The following is a 15,917-nucleotide window of genomic DNA, read 5'->3' as shown; positions in this document are numbered from 1 at the left end:
CAGCGAGTGCCGGTTCGCAGCACACACTTGTGTACGCGCGCTCACTTCACCGCCTCCACGTCTTCGATCTCGCCCGCGACCGGCACGTTACCCGAGGGGCTCATCATGCGCGGTTGCAGCATCAGCGCGACGAGTCCTGTCCAGCCGGTCTGGTGCGATGCGCCGACGCCGCGCCCGTTGTCGCCGTGGAAGTACTCGTGAAACAGCACGAGATCGCGGCAGCGCGGATCGGCCTGCAGCAGCGGGTACGCGCCCATCACCGGGCGCTCGTTGTTGCGGTCGAGCAGAAAGAGCGTCGTGACGCGGCGCGCAAGCTCGTCGGCGATCTGGGCGAGCGAAAGTTTCTTGCCCGAGCCGGTCGGGTACTCGACGCGAAAATCGTCGCCATAGTAGCGGTGGAATTCGTACAGCGACTCGATCAGCAGATAGTTGACCGGCATCCACACCGGCCCGCGCCAGTTCGAATTGCCGCCGAATACGCGCGAGTCCGATTCGGCGGGCAGATACTTGACGCGGAAGTCGCAGCCGTTGTGCCGGTAAACGAAAGGCTCGTCGAGATGGGCGCGAGACAGCGCACGCACGCCATGGTCCGAGAGAAATTCGGCTTCGTCGAGCATACGCCGAAGCAGCGCCTTCATCCGGTGCCCGCGCAATAGCGAGAGCAGCAATGAATTGCCCTTGCCGGGTTCGTTCCAGCGCGATACGAGGCTGGCAAGGTCGGGCCGGTGCTGGAGGAAAAAGACGAGCCGCTCGCGCAGCCCGGGCAGGCCGCCGTGCACCCGCTCCTCCAGCACGCGCACCGCGAAGAAGGGAATCAGCCCGACGATCGAGCGCATGCGCAGCGGCACGCTGGTGCCGTCCGGCAGCCTGAGTTTGTCGTAGAAGAATTCGTCCACGCTGTCCCACAGGCCCGTCTCGCAGCCATCATCGCAACTCACCGCGCCCGCGATATACAGGAAGTGCTCGAAGAATTTCACGCCGATATCCACGAACACATGGTTCGCGAACGCGAGTTCGAGCGCGATGCGCATCAGGTCGAGCGCGTAAGCCGCCATCCACGCCGTGCCGTCCGCCTGGTCGAGGTGCCCGCCAGTCGGCAGCGGCGACGAACGGTCGAAGATGCCCACGTTATCGAGTCCCAGGAAGCCGCCCTGGAAAATGTTGTGGCCGTCCGCATCCTTGCGGTTCACCCACCACGAGAAATTCAGCAGCAGCTTGTGGAAGACAAGCTCGAGAAAATCCCGGTCCGCCTTGCCGGTGATCGCGCGATCGATCTCGTACACGCGCCATGCCGCCCACGCGTGCACGGGCGGATTCGCATCGCCGAATGCCCATTCGTAGGCAGGCAGCTGGCCGTTCGGGTGCTGATAGCGGTCCTTCACGAGCAGCAGCATCTGCTTCTTTGCAAACATCGGATCCACCAGCGCGAACGCGACTGCCTGAAACGCGAGGTCCCATGATGCGTACCACGGATACTCCCACTTGTCCGGCATCGAGAGGATGTCCGCGTTGCAAAGATGCCGCCAGTCCGCGTTGCGCCCGCGCTGGCGCGCGGCGGGCGGTGTCGGCTGTAGTGGGTCGCCTGTCATCCAGCGGTTCACGTCGTACTGGTAGTACTGCTTCGACCACAGCATGCCCGCCAGCGCCTGGCGCTGCACGAGCCGCGCGTCGGCACTTTCGATGTCGCGCTGCAGCGCGTCGTAGAACGCATCCGCCTCGGCAATGCGCTGCGCGAACAGGCTGTCGATGTCGAGCGCCACCTCCTCCTTCGGCGCGGACAGCGGACGCCAGCGGAACGTGACGACCGCGCGGCCGTGCGCCGCGATCTCGAGATGCACGCGCGCGGCCGCCTTCGTGCCCGCATCGCGCCGGATCGCGTCGTCGTTGCCATGGACGACATAGTCGTCGAAGCCGTCCTTGAATGGACCGGCGCCGTCCATGCCGAATAGGCGCTTCACGTTGGTCTCGTTCTCGCAAAACAGCCACTCGACGCGCTCGCCTCCTTGTGCGGAAGCCGTCACGACGAGCGGCTCATGCGTGCCGCAGTGCGCGACGACATGCTCGCCCTCGGCGGACGAGACGAGCGCGAGCGACGGCTTGCTGCCGGTGGGTTTCCACGACCACGTGTTGCGCGCCCAAAGCTGCGGCAACACGTCGATCGATGCGTGTTGCCCGGCGCGGTTCTCGACTGTCACGCGCATGACGATGTCTTCCGGCGTGTGCTTGGCATATTCGATCTGCACATCGAAATAATGCTGATCATCGAATGCGCCCGTGTCGAGGATTTCGTATTCGGGCAAGCAGGCGCCGCGCCGCGCGTTTTCGTCGATCAGGTCCTGGTAGGGAAATGCCGCTTGCGGGTACTTGTAGAGCATGCGCATATACGAATGCGTCGGCGTGCTGTCGAGGTAGAAGTACAGCTCCTTCACGTCCTCGCCGTGATTGCCTTCTTCATTCGTGAGGCCGAACAGACGCTCCTTCAAAATCGGGTCGAGACCGTTCCACAGCGCGAGCGAACAACACCAGTCGAGCCGCTCGTCCCCGAATCCGGCCAGGCCGTCTTCGCCCCAGCGATAGGCGCGCATGCGCGCGTGGTCGTGCGGGAAATAGTCCCACGCGGTGCCGTGCTCGCTGTAATCCTCGCGCACGGTACCCCACTGGCGCTCGCTGAGGTACGGTCCCCAGCGCTGCCAGCGAGCGTAATCGGCCGAATACAGGCGTTGACCTTCAACCGTGTGGATGAGGCCGGCGGCGCGCTGCAGCATGGGCATCTCCTTGAATTGGGGCCGCGAGGATGAGGCGTGGCGCGGCGAGTCTCCCATGCTAGCGCGGTTTGCCCGCCGGGCGCACGCGCCGCGCTACGGGTTCGGGCTAGCTGCCATCTCCGAGCCGTTTGAGAACGCGCAGCAACTCGCCGAGCGACCATGCCTGGAACGGCGCGCCGCCGGGCCAGTGCGGCGCATCGCCATCGGCGACCTCGGAAATGTGGTCGAGCCCGGCACGGTCGAGATGCGCGAGCAGCGGCGCGACGAACCGCTCGCGAGCGAGCGCGCGCTGCGCCGCACTATCGCCGTTCACACGCAGCCAGGCATCCACGAAGGCGCCGAGTAACCAGGGCCAGACGGTGCCCTGATGATAGGCGCCGTCGCGCTCCAGCACGCCGCCGCCGTACTGCCCGCGATACGCGGGGTCCGAGGGCGCGAGCGTGCGCAGCCCCATGGGCGTGAGCAGATCGGCTTCGACCTGCGCGACAAGCGCGCGCGCCGCATCGCCTTCGAGCAGCGCGAACGGCAATCCGCCTGCAGCGAAGATCTGATTCGGCCGAATCGAGCGATCGACCGTGCCGTCCACGTGATCGACGTCGACCACGTCGAATAGCACGCCCGTCGACGGATCGACAAAGCGCCCGGCAAACGAGGCGCTGGCGCGCGCTTCGAGCTCGCGCCAGCGCGTATCCCAAGCCGCGGCGATGCGCAGCGCGTTGATCCACAGCGCCTGAATTTCGACCGGCTTGCCGATGCGCGGCGTGACCACCCAGTTACCCGCCTTTGCATCCATCCAGGTGAGCTGCACGCCCGGCACGCCCGCTCGCAGCAGGCCATCGCGCGGGTCGGCTGCGATCCCGTAGCGCGTGCCGCGCGCATAGCCTTCGAGGATGGCGTCGACGGCGCCTTGCAGCGCGTGCCGCGCTTCGGGCGGCACGTTCGCAGCCGCGAAGTAGTCGTGCACCGCCACGACGAACCACAGCGATGCGTCGACGGAGTTGTATTCGGGCGCCCCGCCGGCATCGGGAAAGCGGTTCGGCAGCATGCCCTCTGAAACGGTCGCCGCCCATTCGAGCAGGATTGCGCCCGCCTCCTCGTAACGCTCGTTCGCGAGCAGCAGGCCACGCATGGCGATGAACGTGTCGCGGCCCCAGTCGGTGAACCACGGATAGCCCGCGACGATCGTGCGGCCGTCGCCGCGTGCAACGACATAGGCATTGGCCGAACGCTGCAGGCGCGAGCCGAGCGACGCCCGTCGCACTTCTTCGAAGCCGGCGAGCAGTTGCGCGCGGCTCGCCGCGCTTTCGTCGCCGTCGAGTGAGTTATCTCGTGCACCAGACGATGGTTGCGCTCGCAACAGTATCACCGCATCGCCTATGCGCAAATCGAACGTGAACACGCCTGGCGTCGCGAGGTCCTCGATGTAGTCGAGACCTCGCTCGCGTTCGCGCGGGTAGCAGAAGTTGCGGTACCAGTCCGGCGCATGCGTATAGCAGCCGTTCGAGCGCGCGACGATGGCGGGCAGATCGCCGTACGGTTGCCAGCGCACGTGCTCGCCGTCGATCTGGGCGTTGAAGTCGAACGCGGGGTTCTCGTGGTGCAGGCCGTGATAGTCGCGGCCCGAGATCAGCACGCGGACTTTCAGCACGGTACTGCCGGCGCCGGACGATGCTTCGAGCCGCCAGCGCAGCACGGTTTCGCGGCTCGCCTTCGCCACGAACGCTTCTGCTGTGAGCACGGCGCCGCCGTCCAGCCGGTAGCGCCACGTGGGCCACGGCGAGGTGTCGAAGCTTGCAATGCGCCCCGAGGTATCGGGATAGAGCAGATCAGGCGCGTAGCGCTGCATCGTCAGCGCGGTCTTGCGCTCGCCGTCCTCGAGCCAGGCTTCGATGCCGTTGACGAGCACCACGCGGTTCGTGGGCGGCTGCATAGCGGTGAGCAGCAGCGCGTGATAGCGGCGCGTACGCGCGGTGCCGACTGTGCCGGATGCAAATCCGCCAGCGCCGTCCGCTTCGAGCCATTCGTCGTCGAGGCGCTGCGCATCGATGGGGCTGTGAAGACGCGTCATCGGTTGTCCTACCCTCGTGGATCACCTGCGCAAAGATACTACCGTCGGCGTGCCGCAGCCAGAAAGTGAGTCGAAAGACGAACCGCCAACATCCGCCAGCACCGGGCAGCTACAGAGTACCGCGATGTTCGACGACAGATCGCCGATGAGTTCGTCCGCTACACGGTGATGGACAACCCGAACTTCGACTCGCTCACGTTCAATCCCGCGCTCGCAGGCCAATGGTCCGGGCGCATCAGCATGCTATCGGGGCTCGACGCGACCGACGCGGACCTTACACGCTTCATGCGGCGCGGTGGCGTCATTCGTGCGCTTCTATGAAATTCCGGGGCTGCAACACGCCGTCGGCACCGAGTTCAACGCGTCGTGGGATTCGCTCACGACACTGGAAAACTGGGTCGAGCACGGCACACCGCCGGTTCACCAGGTGGTCACCGACACCGCGGGCGTGCCGGGCCGCACGCGGCCGCTGTGCCAGTATCCGGCGTGGCCCAGCTATAACGGCGCGGGCGACGTGAACAGCGCGAAATCGCTTACGTGCGTGCAGGATTATCGGTGCTCGGGCCGCCCGCGCCGCTGCCGGTAATGGATCTGCGCGGGCACCTGAATGGACTCGGGTGCGCCCTCGCCTTCGAGCAGCGAAAACACGCAACGCAGGCTATGTTCCGCGAGTTGAGCGCTGTCCTGCACGATGGCGTCGATGCGAAGCGGCAGGCAGTCGAGCAGCTGATGATCGTCGAAGGTCATCACGCGGCCCGGCGCCTGGGCCAGCTGATGCGCTTCATTCACGAACTCCAGCAAGCCTTCGAGCAGCGTGATCGAACCGGCGAAAAGCGCCTCGGGATAGCGCCCGTGCGCTTCGAACCAGGCCTTCATCAGCGCATAGCCCGACTCTCGCTGGTAGTCGCGCTGAAACACCCAGTCGGCCTGCTCGGCAATGCCGTGCCGCTCGAGCGCGAGCCGATAGCCCGCAAGGCGGTCGCGGCTCGGTGAGAGTTCCGGCTGACCGCCGAAGAACACCACTTCCCGCGCGCCCTGTTCGATCGTCTCGCCCACCAGTGCAGCCACCGTTTCAGCGGCGTCGGTAATTACATAGGGAATCTCGCTCGTCGCCACGCGACGGTCGGCGAACACGATCGGCAGACGCTTGACCCACTTGTCGTAGCGCGGCGCTTCGGCGGTGCACGGCACGACCACCACGCCGTCCACCTGCTGCGCGACAAGACGCGCAAGGCCCTCGGTCTCGCGCACCGGATCTTCGTCGCTCGTCACGATCACGAGCTGATAACGATAGCGCTCGCGGCATTGCCATTCCATGGCCTGGGCGAGCGCGGCGTGCGCCGAGTTGGTCAGATCGGGAATCACGAGGCCGATCGTATTGCTGCGCCGCGAGCGCAGCGCGCGCGCCGATTGTGACGGCGTGAAATGATGGTCCCTCGCCACCTGCAGCACGCGCTCGACCGTCGCCGCCGAAATGCGGTAGCGCTCGGCATTGCCGTTGAGCACCATGCTGGCCGTGGTGCGCGAAACCTCCGCGAGGCGGGCAATGTCGTCGATAGTCAGACGCTCGAACTGGGACACGCGGTGTTCCTGCTGGGTGTGGGTTGGGGAGCGGGTGAACGCGGGAGCGAAGAGCCGGCGACGCGGCTGCGAGCAAGGGGCAAGCCCCAAAGCGAAGCGCCCCGTGTGGCACGGGGCGCGCAGTAGCCCTCAAGCGCGCGCGCACGCGAAGATCTTCGCGTTCGATGGTACTACGCTCGCGCGCGCCTGAAAACGTGCTTACTGCTTGTACAGGTTCAGCGGCACCGGGATGAACTTGTCGACCGGCTGACCGTCGACCACCTTCTTCGCGGCCTGCACGCCATACTGGCCGATCAGTTCGGGCTGCTGCTGCACGGTCGCGGCCATCTGGCCGGCCTTGACCGCGGCGATCGCGTCGTCGGTGGCGTCGAAGCCGACCACGGCCACGTTCTTCAGGCCCGCAGCCTGCAGCGCCTTCACTGCGCCCAGCGCCATTTCGTCGTTCTGCGCGAACACGCCCTGAATGTCCTTGTTGCTCTGGATGATGTTTTCCATCACCGAAAGGCCCTTGGCGCGATCGAAGTCGGCAGGCTGCTTCGTGACGATCTTCACGCCGCCCTTTGCTGCGATTTCATCGTCGAAACCGGCGCCGCGCTCGTTGGCCGCCGACGAACCCGGAATGCCTTGCAGCTCGACGATGTTGCCCTTGCCGCCCAGCTTGTCGGCGAGGAAATCGGCAGCCATCTTGCCGCCTGCCTTGTTGTCCGAAGCGATATGCGAGCTGACTTCCGCGCCGTTCACGCTACGGTCGAGCGAAATCACCTTGATGCCCTTGCTCGTCGCTTCCTTCACGACGTTGGCCACCGCCGAAGAATCAGTCGGGTTGATGAGGATGACGTTGACCTTCTTCTCGATCAGGTCTTCCACGCTCGCCTGCTGCTTCGCCGGATCGTTCTGCGCGTCGACGGTGATGAGCGTCACGCCGTCCTTTTTCGCTTCGTCTTCGGCGCCCTTCTTGAGCGAGACGAAGAACGGATTGTTGAGCGTCGAGATCGACAGGCCGACCGTGACCGCGCCGCCCGAAGCGGGCGCCGCCGCCGATGCGCCGGCATCGGCCGTGCTGCCCGGGCCTTCCTTCGAGCAGGCTGCGAGGCCCAGCACGAGCGAACCGGCGGCAAGCGCCGCAAAAAGCTTCGAGATCGACGGCGAATTGTGCTTATACATAGTCTTCCTCCTGGTTATATGTGGAGTGTGTGGAGCTTGAAAAAATCAGGATATCTATTGATATGAAACTGCCGTGCCACGCGAACGGAGCGTGGCACGGCCTGGGTATTACGACGACTTCTTGTTGCCGCGATCGATCAGCACGGCGAGCAGGATCACGATGCCCTTGATGACCTGCTGATAGAACGACGACACGTCGAGCAGGTTCAGGCCGTTGTTGAGCACGCCGATCAGGAGCGCGCCCACAAGCGTGCCGAAGATCCAGCCGCGGCCGCCCGTGAGGCTCGTGCCGCCCAGCACGACCGCCGCGATGGCGTCGAGCTCGTAGCCCGTGCCTGCGGTCGGCTGCGCGGAGTTCAGGCGCGAGGTCAGCACCACGCCCGCGAGCGCCGACATGACGCCCGCGATCGTGTACACCCACAGCTGGATGCGGTCGACCTTCACGCCGGAGAGCTTCGCCGACTCGGCATTGCCGCCCGTTGCATAGATATGGCGGCCGAACACCGTCTTGCGCAGCAGGACCCAGAACACGCCGAACATCACGAGCATCAGCACGACGGGAATCGGCACGAGGCGCGCGACATATCCGCCGCCCAGCAGCGAGAAGAAGTCGCTGTTGAAGCTGCTGATCGGGCTGCCGTTCGAGACGACGAGCGCGAGGCCGCGCAGCACCGTCATCGAACCGAGTGTGGCGATGAACGGCGCGACCTTGCCCTTGCTGATGACGAGACCGTTGGCGAAGCCCATCAAGCCGCCAGCCACGAGGCCCGCGAGCGTCGCGACGACGGCGGGCGTGCCCGCGCTCAGCAGCGTCGCGATGATCACCGAGGAAAGCGCGAGCACGGAGCCCGCCGAGAGATCGATGCCGCCGAGCAAAATCACGAGCGTCATGCCGAACGCGATCAGCGCGTTGATCGACGCCTGCCGCATGACGTTGAGCAGGTTGTCGAGCGTGAGGAAATCGCGGCTCACGATCGAGAGCGCCACGGAAATGATCAGCAGTGCTACGAAGGGTCCGAGCTTTTGCAGCGTCGCCCGGCTGCCGGGGGTGAGGGTCACTTGCGACATGTCATGTCTCGCTAGTTTTCAGTGATTGAGTAAGCGCCTTCGCTCAGGCCGCGACAGCTTGCGTGGCCGCCTGGCCGCCGGCTGCTGCCGTCATGATCAGTTCCTGGGTGGCCGTGGCCGCCTCGAAGATGCCGTTCTGGCGTCCCTGATGCATGACGAGAATGCGGTCGCTCATGGCCAGCACTTCGGGCAACTCGGACGACACCATCACGATGGCGACGCCCTGCTCCGCGAGCTGATTGATGATCGTGTAGATCTCGGCCTTTCCGCCGACGTCCACACCGCGCGTGGGCTCGTCGAGCAGCAGCACCTTCGGCGGCTGCGCCAGCCACTTCGCAAACACGACCTTCTGCTGATTGCCGCCCGAAAGCGCCTTGACGTCGAGTTCGGCGTCGCGCGTACGCACGCGCAACTGCTTGATGAGACCGTCGACGGCGCTGCGCTCCGCGCGCTCGTTGACGAAGCCGAGGGTGGCGTACTGGTCCAGATGCACGAGCGTCGCGTTTTCGCGCACGGACATGCCGAGCACGAGCCCCTGACGCTTGCGGTCTTCCGTGACGAAGCCAATGCCCGCCGCAATCGCGGCAGACGCGTCGCGCACGTCGAGCGGCTTGCCGTCGAGCGTGACCGTGCCCGCGGTCTTGCGGTTCGCGCCGAACAGCGTACGCAGGATCTCGCTGCGCCCCGCGCCCATGAGTCCGGCGATACCGAGCACCTCGCCCGCGCGCACGTCGAACGTAATGCCTTCGATATGGCCTTCATCCGCCAGACCGGCCACGCGCATGCGCACGTCGCCCGGCGCATGGCTGCGTTTCGGGAAACGCTCGCCGATCTCGCGGCCCACCATCAGGCGCACGATCTCATCAAAACCGGTGTCGCGAATCGCGCGTTCGCCGACGAAATGGCCGTCACGGAGCACGCTGATCTTGTCGCACACACGGAATATCTCTTCCATGCGGTGCGAAACGTAGACGATCGCCACGCCGCTCGCCTTGAGCGACTGCATGATCTCGAAGAGCGTTTCGATTTCGCGATTCGTGAGCGCGGCAGTCGGCTCGTCCATCACGAGGACTTGCGCGTTCAGCGACAGCGCCTTGGCGATTTCCACGAGTTGCTGCTGACCGATGGAAAGCAGCCCCGCTTCGGTCTGCGGATCGATACGCTGTGCGCCGACCTTGTCGAGCCACTTGCGCGCCTCTTTACGCATCGTCGCGACATCGACCATGCCGAAGCGGCTCGGCTCGCGGCCGAGGAACAGATTCTCCATCACCGTCAACTGCGGGATGAGGTTCAATTCCTGGTGAATGATGGCAATGCCAGCGCGTTCGGCCTCGACGGTGCTGCGGATCTGCAGCGCGCGCCCATCGACGAGGATCTCGCCTGCATCGGCTTGATACACGCCGCTCAGGATCTTCATAAGCGTCGATTTGCCTGCGCCGTTCTCGCCCATCAGCGCGTGGATCTCGCCCGCCTCAATGCGGAAATCGACGCCTTCGAGCACCCGAACCGGACCGAACGCCTTGCCGATCCCCTGCATCATCACTTGCATCCTGGACCTCTCAGAAGATCACGCCCGAATGCAGAATCACATTCGCATAGGGGCTGCATTCGCCGGTGCGGATCACCGCCTTCGCCTCGCGGCAGCGGCGCTTGAATTCTTCGTGCGGCACGTTTTCCACCGCGATGTCCGCGGCGGCCATCTCGCGGCTGCGCGCCACCACGGCCGCGTTGTGCGTCTGCGCCTCGCTCGCGAACACCGCGCGCTCGGCCTTGAAATCGGCGAGCACGCTATCGAGCACGGCGAAGAAGTCGGGCACGCCCACCGCGAGCGAAACGTCGATGCATTCCACACCGTCGGGAATGGGCAGGCCGCAGTCGGCGATCACGAGGCTGTCCGTGTGCCCCATGCGCGCGAGCACGCGTGCGATGTCGCGATTCAGATGTCCGTGTTTTTTCACTGCGAATCTCAGGCTTGCGTGTTCAGGAAGGCTTCGAGCTCGGCGAGCGTGGGCATGCCGCCCTGCGCGCCGGCGCGCGTCACCGAAAGCGCGCCCGCCGCGTTCGCGCGCCGCACGGCCTCGCCAATACCGAGATGCCAGAACGCCGCGAGCGCGCCGTTGAAGGTGTCGCCGGCGCCGGTCGTGTCGACGGCTTCGACGGTGAATCCCGGCTGATGCACGAGCGCGCCATCGGCGTCGGCGTAGTACGCGCCGTCTTTACCGTGGGTCATGGCGATGCGCACTGGCGAGCGCGCGATGACCTCGGCCCACGCGCCTTCCGGCGTTTGCAACGCGGTGGCGAGCTCATGCTCGTTGGGCGTCAGCAGCGTGGTCAGTTCGAGCAGCTCGCCGCTCAGTTCGACTGCGGGCGCGGGATTGAGAAAGAATGGCTTGCCGTGTTCGCGGACGCGCCGCGCGGCATGCAGCACCGTTGCATAGGGCACTTCGAGTTGTGCGAGCACGACGTCGGCTTGTGCGATCGCGGCGCTTGCACGGTCGATGTCCTCGGGCGAAAGTTCATGGTTCGCGCCAGGCACGACGATGATCGCGTTATCGCCGCCCGAGAGCGTGATCGACGCAATGCCGGTTGCCTCGCGGCCCGTGCTCACGTGGGCGATATCGACGCCTTCGCGCGCCAGCGTCGCTTTCATTTCGCCGCCGAACGCATCGGCGCCGACGCAGCCGATCATCGTCACCTCGGCGCCAAGGCGCGCCGCCGCGACCGCCTGGTTCGCGCCCTTGCCGCCCGGATGCGTCGAAAAATGCGTGCCGAACAGCGTTTCGCCGAGCCGGGGAAACGTGTCGGTCGTGACGACCATGTCCATGTTGATGCTGCCCACCACCACTACGCGCGCCATTGCACTCCCTTTCGACGGCTTGCCGCGCCTGCGGTTTTTAGCCGTGCTAAAACGTAATCAGCTTGGGAGCGCAGTTATACCAGAGTCCTCACGCAGGTGAAATAGACCCAGGGTTTAACCGGATACGCAGAATAATATGTCCCCGATTACTGCCGGCGAGCCGGACCGGGACGACGCCGCGCCATGCGAAGCGCTATGCTGTCGAACCCGATTGAGGAACAAGCAAGGAGATGACGAAGCATGAACAGAACGGTGACGGTGGCGGGCGTGATCGGCACGGGATTGATGGGCGTTGGCATCGCGACGCAATGTGCGCTGCACGGCCTGCGCACGATCGTCCATGACGTCGATCCCGCCCGGCTCAAGAGTGTGTCCGCAAAGGCCCAAGCCGTGCTCGACGAACTGATCGACGCAGGCCGTATCGACGCAGCGAGAAGCGCGGCCGCGCTTGCGCGCATCGAAACGAGCGCGACACTCGAAGCGATGGCGCAAGCCCAGTTCGTCTTCGAAGCCGTGCCTGAAGTGCTCGATCTCAAGCACCGGCTCTATGCGCAACTCGGCGCGGTGCTCGCCCCCGACGCGATTCTCGCGAGCAACACGAGCGGCTTCGAGCCGGATCTGCTGGCAGGGCCGTTGGCTTGGCCCGAGCGCTTCGTGATCGCGCATTTCTGGAATCCGCCGCACATGATCCCGCTCGTCGAAGTCGTGCCGGGGCGCGCCACCACGCCCGACGTCACCGCGCGAACCGAGACGCTCATGCGCGCGATCGGCATGGAGCCCGTGGTGCTCGCCAAGGCGATCCCCGGCTTCGTCGGCAACCGTCTGCAATTCGCGGTGCTGCGCGAGGCGCTCAATATCGTGCGTTCGGGCGCGGCGAGCCCCGAGGTGGTGGACCGCGTGATGAAGGCGTCGCTCGGCCGCCGGTGGGGCATCGTCGGTCCGTTCGAGAGCGCGGACATGGGCGGCCTCGACACCTTCGTCGACATCTCCTCGCATCTCATGCCCGAACTCGCGAAGGACGAAGACGTGATCGATTTGTTGCGCGCGCAAGTCGAAGCGGGCCGCGTGGGTGTGCGCAGCGGCGCGGGCTTCTACGACTGGGATGAAGCACATTTGGCACGCGTGAAGGCCGCGCGCAAAAAGCTCATCGCGGGCGGTTGATCGCCCGGACTCACCGCATCAAACGTCAATACCGAGGGCGACGATTCGGCGGTACAGCGTCGCGCGCGCCATGCCGATCTGTGCGGCGGCTTTCGTCACCTGGCCGCCCGCCGCGCGTAGCGCTTCGGTCAGGAAGCGGCGTTCGTAATCGCGCATCGCTTCGTCGTACTGCTGATACTGCTGCACGCCGGTGTCGTCCTGCGTATCGTGCTGAGCGCCCGGCTCTTCATCCCGGCGCTGCCCGCGCCCATCGCCAATGAAGCGCGCGAGCGAGCGCGCATCGATGCGCTCGCTGTCCGATAGCAGCACCGCGCGCTCCAGCGTATTGCGCAACTCGCGCACGTTGCCCGGCCAGCCATACGCACACAGCACCGCAAGCGCATCCTTGTCGAGTTCGAGATGCCCCGCGCCGCTCTCCACCGCGAGCTTGTCGAGAATCGAATACGCCATCGCCTCGATGTCCGCCAGGCGCTCGCGCAGCGGCGGCACGCGAATCATCAGCACGTTGAGGCGATAGTAGAGGTCCGCACGAAACCGGCCCTGCGCCACGAGCGCGGGCAGATCCGCCGACGTCGCAGCAATGATGCGCACATCGGTGCGCACGATGCGATTCGAGCCGAGCGGCTCGAACTCCTGCTCCTGCAAAACCCGCAGCAATTTACCCTGCAGCGCGAGCGGCATGTCGCCGATTTCGTCGAGAAAGAGCGTGCCGCCCTGGGCCAGCTCGAACTTGCCGATGCGCCCCTTGCGCTCCGCGCCGGTGTACGCGCCCGCCTCCGCGCCGAAGAACTCGAGTTCCAGCAACGTGTCGGGAATTGCCGCGACGTTCACCGTCACGAGCGGACTGTCCGCGCGTCCGGACGCGCCGTGTATGGCGTGCGCGAGCAGCTCCTTCCCCGTGCCTGTTTCGCCAAGCAGCAGCACCGGCGACGCGAGACGCGCGGCCCGGCGCGCCTGGCGCTTCACTTCGAGGCTTGCGGCGCTTGTGCCGATCAAGCTCGAAAAGCTGTACTTCGCGCGCCTCACCTGCGCGAGCGACTGGCGCGTGCTGATCAGTTCGGCTCGCAGCCGCGCGTACTGGCTGAAGAGCGGCGACAGTCCCTTGAGTTCGTTGAACAGCACGAAGCCGACCGCGCCGATCGTTTCGCCGTTGTCGTCCTTGATCGGCAAACGCGTGACGACGATCGGATCGCGATCGGTCTCGAGAATGTCGAGCAGGATGGGCTCGCCCCCCTTCACGACGTCGCGCATCATGCTGTTGGGAATGACGGCTTCGCAATCGAGACCGATCACGGCCGTGGGGTCGTCAAAGCCGAAGCGCGCCGCGTAGTGCTGGTTGATCCACACCACGCGCGCGTTGCGATCGACGATCACGGTGCCTTCGCTGAACTTGTCGAGCGATTGAAAGAGCGATTGCATCGCCAGCTTGCGCACGTGGTCGTAGTCGGCCAGCAGCGCGGTCGTTTCGATTTCCATTCGGTGCTTTTCTTCGGTTGCGGCCCTGACGCGGTCTGTCACGGCAGGCGGATTCTCATTTTCGGGACGCATTATCTCAGAAATGAGATTGCGCGACGTCCCTCGAAATTACCCGGCTTTGCGTGTGGACTTGCCAGCGGCGGCGCGCTTCTTCGTCAAAACCGTCTCAACTTTGAGACACGCTACCGCTGCAACCGTCCCGGCGCACGCCCGTGCGCCGCGCCCCCGATTTGCGCGCCGCCTCCCGCAAGGCTCCCAAGCCGCTGGCACACATCGTGCTCTATTGCGCGGTCGCGCCGGCTTCGGCACGCGCGAACAACAAACAGTCCTGCACGAATAAACCAACTGGAGACAAGATGTCCTTTGTGATTGTGATCGCCGCTTTGGCGTTCCTGATGTTTGTGGCCTACCGCGGCTACAGCGTCATTCTCTTCGCGCCCATCGCCGCACTGGGCGCCGTGCTGCTGATCGATCCCTCCGCCGTCGCCCCCGTGTTTTCCGGCATCTTCATGGAAAAGATGGTCGGCTTCGTCAAGCTCTACTTCCCCGTCTTCCTGCTCGGCGCCGTGTTCGGTAAGGTCATCGAACTATCCGGCTTCTCCGAGGCGATCGTGGCCGCCGCGATCCGCTACATTGGCCGCTCGCGCGCCAATGCCGTGATCGTCGCGGTGTGCGCGCTGCTCACGTATGGCGGCGTCTCGCTCTTCGTGGTTGTGTTCGCGGTGTATCCGTTCGCCGCCGAACTCTATCGCCAGAGCAACATTCCGAAGCGCCTCATGCCCGGCGCGATCGCGCTCGGCGCATTCACGTTCACGATGGATTCGCTGCCCGGTACGCCGCAAATCCAGAACATCATTCCCACCACGTTCTTCAAGACCACCGCATGGGCCGCACCCTGGCTCGGCGTGATCGGCTCGATCTTCATCATCGTGGTCGGTCTCACGTACCTCGAATGGCGCCGCCGCAGCGCCATGGCGAAGGGCGAAGGCTATGGCACGTCGCTCGTGAACGAACCGGAGCGCGTCGAGACCGGCAATCTGCCGCATCCGGCGCTGGCCATTGCGCCGCTCGTGCTCGTTGGCGTCGCCAACTTCCTGCTGACGAAGTGGATTCCGCAGTGGTACGGCGACAGCTTCACCGTCGCGCCCGACGTGCTGCCCGGCATGCATGCGCCCGTGACGGTGGCCGTGAAGAGCGTTGTGGCGATCTGGGCCGTGCAAGGCGCACTGCTGCTCGGCATTCTGCTCGTCATCGTCACGGCGTTCGGCCGCGTGAAGGAACGCTTCGCGACCGGCACGAAAACCGCAGTGAGCGGCGCGCTGCTCGCCACGCTCAATACGGCATCCGAGTACGGCTTCGGCGGCGTGATCTCGGCGCTGCCCGGCTTCCTCGTGGTCGGCAATGCGCTCAAGGCCATTCCGAATCCGCTCGTGAATGCGGCCGTTTCGGTTTCGGCGCTCGCGGGTATCACGGGTTCCGCGTCGGGCGGCATGAGCATTGCCCTCGCCGCCATGTCGGACACCTTCATCAAGACCGCGCAGGCCATGCACATTCCGATGGAAGTGCTGCACCGCGTGGTGGCGATGGCGAGCGGCGGCATGGATACGCTGCCGCACAACGGCGCGGTCATCACGCTGCTCGCGGTCACGGGCCTCACGCACCGGGAGTCGTATCGCGACATTTTCGCGGTAACGATCATCAAAACGCTCGCGGTCTTCTTCGTCATCGCCGTGTTCTACCTGACCGGCATCGTCTAACCCGCATTCGTACCAGGCCC

At 65.2% G+C, this 15,917-nt stretch carries 13 protein-coding genes; 4 read left to right on the top strand and 9 right to left on the bottom strand.

Features of this window, described 5'->3' with window-relative positions; all coding sequences use genetic code 11:
• Window positions 1-41: 41 nt before the first annotated feature.
• The gene (locus E1N52_RS17425) at window positions 42-2,771 is read right to left on the bottom strand and encodes an MGH1-like glycoside hydrolase domain-containing protein (protein ID WP_133184002.1); all 2,730 of its coding nucleotides are present in this window, start codon (window positions 2,769-2,771) and stop codon (window positions 42-44) included.
• Between the two features lie 100 nt (window positions 2,772-2,871).
• On the bottom strand, window positions 2,872-4,833 hold the full coding sequence (locus E1N52_RS17420) for an amylo-alpha-1,6-glucosidase (RefSeq protein ID WP_133184001.1): 1,962 nt from the start codon (window positions 4,831-4,833) through the stop codon (window positions 2,872-2,874).
• Between the two features lie 168 nt (window positions 4,834-5,001).
• Here E1N52_RS17420 and E1N52_RS44085 point away from each other — a divergent pair, with 168 nt between their 5' ends.
• Window positions 5,002-5,154: a hypothetical protein gene (locus E1N52_RS44085; RefSeq protein ID WP_165979400.1), complete on the top strand. Its 153-nt coding sequence runs from the start codon at window positions 5,002-5,004 to the stop codon at window positions 5,152-5,154.
• Entirely contained in the window at window positions 5,141-5,419 is a 279-nt protein-coding gene (locus tag E1N52_RS17415; RefSeq protein WP_165979399.1) for a tannase/feruloyl esterase family alpha/beta hydrolase, read from the top strand. The genes E1N52_RS44085 and E1N52_RS17415 overlap by 14 nt, the downstream gene beginning before the upstream one ends.
• On the opposite strand, the gene E1N52_RS17410 is transcribed toward E1N52_RS17415, so the two are convergent.
• The 6 genes from E1N52_RS17410 to rbsK form a co-directional block, all read right to left on the bottom strand.
• Entirely contained in the window at window positions 5,383-6,414 is a 1,032-nt protein-coding gene (locus tag E1N52_RS17410) for a substrate-binding domain-containing protein (protein WP_133183999.1), read from the bottom strand. The genes E1N52_RS17415 and E1N52_RS17410 overlap by 37 nt on opposite strands.
• Window positions 6,415-6,612: 198 nt before the next feature.
• Window positions 6,613-7,578, bottom strand: a complete 966-nt coding sequence (gene rbsB / locus E1N52_RS17405) for a ribose ABC transporter substrate-binding protein RbsB (RefSeq protein WP_133183998.1) — start codon at window positions 7,576-7,578, stop codon at window positions 6,613-6,615.
• A 108-nt stretch (window positions 7,579-7,686) separates the two neighbouring features.
• Entirely contained in the window at window positions 7,687-8,646 is a 960-nt protein-coding gene (locus E1N52_RS17400; protein ID WP_133183997.1) for an ABC transporter permease, read from the bottom strand.
• A 43-nt stretch (window positions 8,647-8,689) separates the two neighbouring features.
• A complete protein-coding gene (locus E1N52_RS17395; RefSeq protein WP_342777866.1) occupies window positions 8,690-10,186 on the bottom strand; it encodes a sugar ABC transporter ATP-binding protein in 1,497 nt (498 codons plus the stop codon).
• Between the two features lie 19 nt (window positions 10,187-10,205).
• Window positions 10,206-10,604, bottom strand: coding sequence for a D-ribose pyranase (rbsD, locus tag E1N52_RS17390; RefSeq protein WP_133183995.1), 399 nt, complete (start codon window positions 10,602-10,604; stop codon window positions 10,206-10,208).
• Between the two features lie 8 nt (window positions 10,605-10,612).
• On the bottom strand, window positions 10,613-11,503 hold the full coding sequence (gene rbsK / locus E1N52_RS17385) for a ribokinase (RefSeq protein ID WP_133183994.1): 891 nt from the start codon (window positions 11,501-11,503) through the stop codon (window positions 10,613-10,615).
• A 240-nt stretch (window positions 11,504-11,743) separates the two neighbouring features.
• Here rbsK and E1N52_RS17380 point away from each other — a divergent pair, with 240 nt between their 5' ends.
• Window positions 11,744-12,664, top strand: coding sequence for a 3-hydroxyacyl-CoA dehydrogenase family protein (locus E1N52_RS17380; protein ID WP_133183993.1), 921 nt, complete (start codon window positions 11,744-11,746; stop codon window positions 12,662-12,664).
• A gap of 18 nt (window positions 12,665-12,682) precedes the next feature.
• Here E1N52_RS17380 and E1N52_RS17375 read toward each other — a convergent pair whose 3' ends face one another.
• Complete coding sequence (locus E1N52_RS17375; RefSeq protein ID WP_133183992.1) at window positions 12,683-14,140, bottom strand: sigma-54 interaction domain-containing protein; 1,458 nt, start codon at window positions 14,138-14,140, stop codon at window positions 12,683-12,685.
• Window positions 14,141-14,496: 356 nt separating this feature from the next.
• Between E1N52_RS17375 and E1N52_RS17370 the strand changes: the two genes are divergently transcribed.
• Entirely contained in the window at window positions 14,497-15,897 is a 1,401-nt protein-coding gene (locus E1N52_RS17370; RefSeq protein WP_133183991.1) for a GntP family permease, read from the top strand.
• Window positions 15,898-15,917: the final 20 nt, after the last annotated feature.

Source organism: Paraburkholderia guartelaensis, assembly GCF_004353905.1.
Lineage (GTDB): Bacteria > Pseudomonadota > Gammaproteobacteria > Burkholderiales > Burkholderiaceae > Paraburkholderia > Paraburkholderia guartelaensis.
The sequence above is the reverse complement of the archived record's forward strand: the minus strand, read 5'-3'. Positions and strand labels throughout refer to the sequence as shown.

Excerpts from the sequence above, each read along its gene's own strand:
- E1N52_RS17425 (WP_133184002.1), bottom strand. The coding sequence starts at position 2,771 with ATGCCCATGCTGCAGCGCGCCGCCGGCCTCATCCACACGGTTGAAGGT.
- E1N52_RS17420 (WP_133184001.1), bottom strand. The coding sequence starts at position 4,833 with ATGACGCGTCTTCACAGCCCCATCGATGCGCAGCGCCTCGACGACGAA.
- E1N52_RS44085 (WP_165979400.1), top strand. The coding sequence starts at position 5,002 with ATGGACAACCCGAACTTCGACTCGCTCACGTTCAATCCCGCGCTCGCA.
- rbsB (WP_133183998.1), bottom strand. The coding sequence starts at position 7,578 with ATGTATAAGCACAATTCGCCGTCGATCTCGAAGCTTTTTGCGGCGCTT.
- E1N52_RS17400 (WP_133183997.1), bottom strand. The coding sequence starts at position 8,646 with ATGTCGCAAGTGACCCTCACCCCCGGCAGCCGGGCGACGCTGCAAAAG.
- E1N52_RS17395 (WP_342777866.1), bottom strand. The coding sequence starts at position 10,186 with ATGATGCAGGGGATCGGCAAGGCGTTCGGTCCGGTTCGGGTGCTCGAA.
- rbsK (WP_133183994.1), bottom strand. The coding sequence starts at position 11,503 with ATGGCGCGCGTAGTGGTGGTGGGCAGCATCAACATGGACATGGTCGTC.
- E1N52_RS17380 (WP_133183993.1), top strand. The coding sequence starts at position 11,744 with ATGAACAGAACGGTGACGGTGGCGGGCGTGATCGGCACGGGATTGATG.
- E1N52_RS17375 (WP_133183992.1), bottom strand. The coding sequence starts at position 14,140 with ATGGAAATCGAAACGACCGCGCTGCTGGCCGACTACGACCACGTGCGC.
- E1N52_RS17370 (WP_133183991.1), top strand. The coding sequence starts at position 14,497 with ATGTCCTTTGTGATTGTGATCGCCGCTTTGGCGTTCCTGATGTTTGTG.